Here is a 6355-nt window from a genome sequence, read left to right as displayed (position 1 = left end):
TAAATAAATTGCTTATTATTTCATCAGTGGTCTGACTAGGTTAAAAAATAAAATGCTAAAAAAGGGTCTCTAATGCATTGAATAAGATTCACCTTAATTAATAAATATTATTGTTAGTAGGTATAATATTGGCATGATAATTCATATCAAATAGCTATTTATGGACTCTAAACTTAGTAAATACGGGGCTTTGCGATGAATGTAAATGTGTTCAATAATATTGAATGTTGTTCATCTTTGTATGGCTGTGATGCTTTTTTATTCAAAAATTGTGCATTTATTCAATCATTCGTGAACCAACACAGTGCAGGCGGTGACAAATTTCACAAAATGCATGGTTATTCTTCATTTAATATCATAATTCATTAGACGTACAGCACATCAAGTGATAAATTCTTTGCAAAATTTTGACATGCTCATTTGGAATAATGTTGATGTTGAATTTTTAGCACATTGATTTCTCAGGTAATTTCATTGATTTATATTACTTTTTCAGTAATTTGCGTAGACGAAAGAGCCAAACAGTTATTGATTAAACTAATAACTGTGCAGTAAATAAGCTCCATTTGTTATGGTAAATTACGCCGATGATTGATAATGTGTGCCGAAATCTCCGTAGGGGTAGAAGCGTTGACTATCTGTAAGCATCAACCTTTTACACACTAGCCGTTCTAGAAACTCTATAGAGATGTCATGGATGCAGAATTAAAACTTGGAGTTTATGCATGTATAAAAACAAAATCACCCAAGCACTGATCTTAAGTGCGGGTCTTGCAGTGGCGACTGCTTCTTTTTCGTCTCTAGCAGCAGATGTTCCTGCTGGTACTAAATTAGCTAAAGTACAAGACATCGTTCGCGGTAACGGTACTGAAGTTGCTTCTATTGATCCTCAAAAAGTTGAGGGTGTGCCTGAGTCAAACGTTATCCGTGACCTTTTTGAAGGTCTGGTAAACTCTGACGCAAACGGCAACGTTGTCCCTGGTGTTGCAGAATCTTGGGACAATAAAGATAACAAAGTGTTTACTTTCCACCTACGCCACAACGCTAAATGGTCGAATGGCGATCCTGTTACTGCACACGACTTTGTTTACAGCTTCCGTCGTGCTGTTGATCCTGCTACTGCTTCTCCTTATTCATGGTACTTAGAAATGACTACTATGAAAAATGCAGCAGCAATCATTGCAGGTAAGAAAGACAAATCAACTCTAGGTGTTAAAGCTCTAGATGATTACACTTTCCAAGTTACTCTAGAAACACCAGTTCCTTACTTTGTTAAAATGATGGGTCACACTACTGTGAAACCAGTTAACCAAAAAGTAGTGGAAAAATGGGGTGATGAGTGGACTAAGCCAGAACACTTTGTTGGTAATGGTGCATACACATTATCTAAATGGGTAGTTAACGAGCGCATGGTAATGAAGCGCAACCCTAACTACTGGGATAATAAACACACGGTAATTAACACCGTTACTTATCTCCCAATCGAAAACCAAGTATCGGAAATGAACCGTTTCCTATCTGGTGAAATCGATATTACTTCTAATGTTCCTCTAGAACAGTTCCGTCGTCTGAAAAAAGAACATCCAAACGAACTGAAAATCACTGGTTCGCTATGTACTTATTACTACGGTTTCAACAACCAAAGAAAACCATTCAGCGACGTACGTGTTCGTAAGGCACTTTCATACGCGATTGACCGTGACATCATCACTAAAGCAATTCTTGGCCAAGGTCAAAAACCTGCTTATGGCTTAACTCCTGAAATTGTATCTGGTTTTAACCCTGTTATGCCTGCATACGGTACATGGACTCAAAAACAACGCGTTCAAAAAGCAAAAGAATTGTTGAAAGAAGCTGGATTTGATAAATCACATCCACTTAAGTTCACTCTTCTATACAACACTTCAGAAAACCACAAGAAACTAGCAACAGCTATTCAATCTATGTGGAAGAAAGAACTAGGTGTTGATATCAGTCTTGAAAACCAAGAGTGGAAAACCTTCCTAGATACACGTCGCGAAGGTAATTACGACGTAACTCGTGCAGGTTGGTGTGGCGACTATAATGAAGCTTCAACTTTCCTATCTTTAATGCAGTCTAACAACGCGTCTAACGACCAAGGTTATAAGAGTGCAGAGTACGATGAAGTGATGCATAAAGCTCAGCAATCAACATCAGAAGCAGAGCGTACTAAGCTGTATAGCGAAGCAGAAAAAATTCTTGCTAAAGATATGCCAATTGCACCAATTTACCAGTACGTGAACACTGTTCTAGTACAACCTAAAGTAGGTGGTTACGCAATGCATAATGCTGAAGGCAAAGTTTACAGCAAAGATTTGTACATCAAAGCAAAATAATATTTACGTCAGTAAAACTATAATTATTCAGACTCTGCATGCCATGTTGGGCATGCAGGTCTTTTCCATTTAAATTGTCACAGACTGAAAGAGTGAGTTTATGCTTAAATTCATTGTTAAAAGGATTTTTGAAGCAATCCCAACCATGTTGGTATTGATTACGATTTCCTTCTTTCTGATGCGTTTTGCACCAGGTAACCCATTTTCTTCTGAGCGTCCTTTACCGCCGGAAGTCATGGCTAACATCAATGCTAAGTATGGTTTAGACAAACCGGTATCAGAGCAATATTTCACTTATTTAACCAATATCCTTGTGAAAGGTGATTTTGGTCCTTCGTTTAAATATAAAGATTATTCAGTAAATGAATTGATCAGTTCTGCATTGCCAGTATCGGCAAAAGTGGGCTTTGCTGCGTTCATTTTTACTGTGATCATGGGGGTAGGAGTAGGTACGATTGCCGCTCTTAAACAGAACACCTGGATGGACTATTCGATCATGTCTCTCGCCATGATCGGGGTTGTGTTACCTTCCTTTGTACTCGCCCCAGTACTTATCTATATATTCTCTATTAACTTCCATTGGTTCCCTGCTGGTGGTTGGAACGATGGTTCCTTTAAATATATGGCGTTGCCTGTTTTGGCAATGTCACTCATGTATGTAGCAACGTTCGCGCGTATTACCCGTGGTTCAATGATTGAAACCATGAACAGTAACTTTATCCGCACGGCACGTGCAAAAGGATTGAGCTACGGCTACATCGTATTGAAACATGCTCTACGCCCGGCATTACTCCCTGTTGTTTCATATATGGGGCCAGCGTTCGTGGGTATCATTACAGGTTCAGTCGTGGTAGAGACCATATTTGGCCTACCTGGCATCGGTAAATTGTTTGTGAATGCAGCATTTAACCGCGACTACTCACTGGTAATGGGCGTAACGATTCTTATCGGTTTCTTGTTTATTTTGTTTAATGCCATTGTGGATATCCTATTGGCATACATTGATCCGAAAATTCGCTACTAAGAGAGTCGAGAGCTATGTTAACGAAAAAAGAAAATGTTGAAGCGATCGAGAAATTCTCTGAAAACTTAGAAATTGAAGGTCGCAGTTTATGGCAGGATGCGCGTATTCGTTTTATGCGTAACAAGGCGGCAATGGTCAGCTTGTTTATCCTAGTTTTAATTACATTAGCAGTGATTTTTCTGCCAATGTTCTCGCAATATACGTTTGATGATACTGATTGGTATGCCATGCATGCCGCGCCATCGATGGAGCACCTATTTGGTACCGATTCTTTAGGGCGTGACCTATTTGTACGTACCTTGGTCGGTGGTCGTATTTCACTGATGGTTGGTATCATGGGAGCGTTAGTGGCCGTTGTTATCGGTACGCTTTACGGTGCGGCATCTGGTTTCATTGGCGGTAAAGTTGACCGCATAATGATGCGGATGTTGGAAATCCTTTACGCGATTCCATTTATGTTCCTAGTGATCGTACTAGTGACATTCTTTGGCCGTGATATTTACTTAATCTTTGTTGCGATTGGTGCAATCGCGTGGCTGGATATGGCACGTATTGTTCGTGGTCAGACTCTCAGCCTACGTAGTAAAGAATTTATCGAAGCGGCTCACGTATGTGGTGTAAGTAATTGGAAAATTATCACCCGTCACATCGTACCAAACGTATTAGGTATTGTAGCGGTTTACTCAACCCTACTGATTCCAAGTATGATTCTGACCGAATCATTCTTATCTTTCCTTGGTCTGGGTGTACAAGAGCCAATGACAAGTTGGGGTGCTTTGCTGCAAGAAGGGGCAGGCACAATGGAAGTCGCAATTTGGCAACTTATCTTCCCAGCTCTATTTATGGTTCTAACACTATTCTGCTTTAACTACGTCGGTGATGGTCTACGTGACGCACTTGATCCTAAAGACAGATAATAAAATAAAAAGACAATAGATTAAGGAAGCAATGATGAGCTTGTTGGACGTAAAAGATCTGCGTGTCGAATTCACCACACAAGATGGTATCGTCACTGCAGTTAACGATTTGAACTTCTCACTTAATCAAGGTGAGACATTAGGTATCGTGGGTGAATCTGGTTCAGGTAAATCCCAAACGGTATTCGCTATCATGGGGCTGTTGGCAAAAAACGGCATCATCTCAGGTAGTGCAAAATTTGAGGGTAACGAAATTCTTAACCTGCCTGAGAAAGAGCTAAATAAAGTTCGTTCTCAGCAGATTGCTATGATTTTCCAAGACCCAATGACATCGCTTAACCCATACATGAAAGTCAGCGAGCAGTTGATGGAAGTGTTAATGCTTCACAAAGGTATGGGGCGTTCAGAAGCTTTTGAAGAGTCTGTTCGTATGCTAGAAGCGGTAAAAATCCCAGAAGCGCGTAAGCGTATTACCATGTATCCGCACGAATTTTCGGGCGGTATGCGTCAACGTGTAATGATTGCAATGGCACTGTTGTGTCGTCCAAAACTGTTGATTGCCGATGAACCAACTACCGCGTTGGATGTGACTGTGCAAGCACAGATTATGGATCTGCTGAATGAACTTAAAACTGAGTTCAATACCGCAATCATTATGATTACGCACGATCTTGGTGTGGTTGCAGGTTCTTGTGACAAAGTACTTGTGATGTATGCCGGTCGTACCATGGAATATGGCTCAGTTGATGAAATCTTCTATCAACCAAGTCACCCATATGCAGAAGGTCTGTTAAAAGCGATTCCCCGCTTAGATTCTGAAGGTGATGTACTACCGACTATTCCTGGTAACCCGCCAAACTTGTTGCGTTTGCCTCAAGGTTGTCCTTACCAAGAACGTTGTCACCGTGTAATGGACCGTTGTAAACGTGAAGCGCCAATCCTGACTCCGTTCGGTGATGGTCGCCAACGTGCGTGTTTTTCTGACTGGGAGGCTTGGAAAAAATGAGCGATAAGAAAGTCATTCTAGATATCAAAGATCTAAAAGTTCACTTTAGCATTGCAGCAAAATCTGCATGGCCATGGAGCAAAGCTTCTCAGCTAAAAGCGGTTGATGGCGTCGATGTTCGCTTATATGAAGGCGAAACACTAGGTGTAGTAGGTGAGTCAGGTTGTGGCAAATCGACATTTGCTCGCGCCATTATCGGTTTGGTTGAATCTACCGCGGGTGAAGTTGTTTGGTTAGGCCAAGACCTTACTCGTATGAAAGATGTGCAACGTCGTAATACGCGTAAAGAAATTCAGATGATCTTCCAAGATCCGCTGGCATCTCTTAACCCTCGTATGACCGTCGGCGACATCATTGCTGAGCCACTACAAACGTTCTATCCAGAGCTTTCAAAACAGGAAGTTAAGTTACGGGTTAAAGAAATGATGGATCGCGTTGGTTTATTGCCTAACGTGATCAACCGTTACCCACACGAATTTTCTGGTGGTCAGTGTCAACGTATTGGTATCGCTCGTGCATTGATTCTGAAACCAAAAATGATCATCTGTGATGAACCGGTATCGGCGTTGGACGTATCGATCCAAGCGCAGGTGGTGAACTTGTTGAAAGAATTGCAACAAGAGCTGGGTCTAAGCTTAGTGTTCATTGCGCACGATTTGTCTGTGGTTAAACACATTTCAGATCGTGTATTGGTGATGTATTTGGGTAATGCCGTGGAATTGGGTACCTCTGATGAGCTATTTGCTAATCCGTTGCATCCATATACGAAAGCGTTGATGTCGGCTGTACCAATTCCAGATCCACGCTTAGAACGCGATAAAACGATTCAAATGTTAGAAGGCGATCTTCCTTCTCCAATCAGTCCGCCGTCAGGTTGTGTCTTCCGCACACGCTGTCCTCAGGCGACGGAAGAATGTGCGAAAACAAAACCGCAGATCAAAGGTAACGACGCTCACAGCGTTTCTTGTCTGCATGTTGACGCTTAAATTCAGCCTGTGACGGGCTTAAGCGCGGCTCCTTTTGGGTCGCGCTTTTTTTATGCCTGTTCAAA

5 protein-coding genes are annotated in these 6355 nt (G+C 41.5%); all 5 read left to right on the top strand.

What is annotated here, in order from left to right; all coding sequences use genetic code 11:
* Positions 1-725: 725 nt before the first annotated feature.
* The 5 genes from F9817_RS18290 (at position 726) to oppF (ending at position 6290) form a co-directional block, all read left to right on the top strand.
* Positions 726-2357 (top strand): ABC transporter substrate-binding protein, encoded by a 1632-nt coding sequence (locus F9817_RS18290; protein ID WP_161157607.1) that lies wholly within the window; start codon positions 726-728, stop codon positions 2355-2357.
* Between the two features lie 100 nt (positions 2358-2457).
* Positions 2458-3381: an oligopeptide ABC transporter permease OppB gene (gene oppB / locus F9817_RS18285; RefSeq protein WP_161157606.1), complete on the top strand. Its 924-nt coding sequence runs from the start codon at positions 2458-2460 to the stop codon at positions 3379-3381.
* A gap of 14 nt (positions 3382-3395) precedes the next feature.
* Positions 3396-4298 carry an oligopeptide ABC transporter permease OppC gene (gene oppC / locus F9817_RS18280; protein ID WP_161157605.1) on the top strand — a complete coding sequence of 301 codons (903 nt, stop codon included), beginning with the start codon at positions 3396-3398 and terminating at the stop codon, positions 4296-4298.
* A gap of 34 nt (positions 4299-4332) precedes the next feature.
* On the top strand, positions 4333-5304 hold the full coding sequence (oppD, locus tag F9817_RS18275) for an ABC transporter ATP-binding protein (RefSeq protein ID WP_161157610.1): 972 nt from the start codon (positions 4333-4335) through the stop codon (positions 5302-5304).
* Complete coding sequence (gene oppF / locus F9817_RS18270; protein WP_161157604.1) at positions 5301-6290, top strand: murein tripeptide/oligopeptide ABC transporter ATP binding protein OppF; 990 nt, start codon at positions 5301-5303, stop codon at positions 6288-6290. Before oppD ends, oppF begins: the two co-directional genes overlap by 4 nt.
* Positions 6291-6355: the final 65 nt, after the last annotated feature.

The organism is Vibrio eleionomae (assembly GCF_009874545.1).
Classification (GTDB): domain Bacteria; phylum Pseudomonadota; class Gammaproteobacteria; order Enterobacterales; family Vibrionaceae; genus Vibrio; species Vibrio nitrifigilis.
Note: the sequence above shows the minus strand (reverse complement) of the source record. Positions and strands in the feature narration are given on the sequence as shown.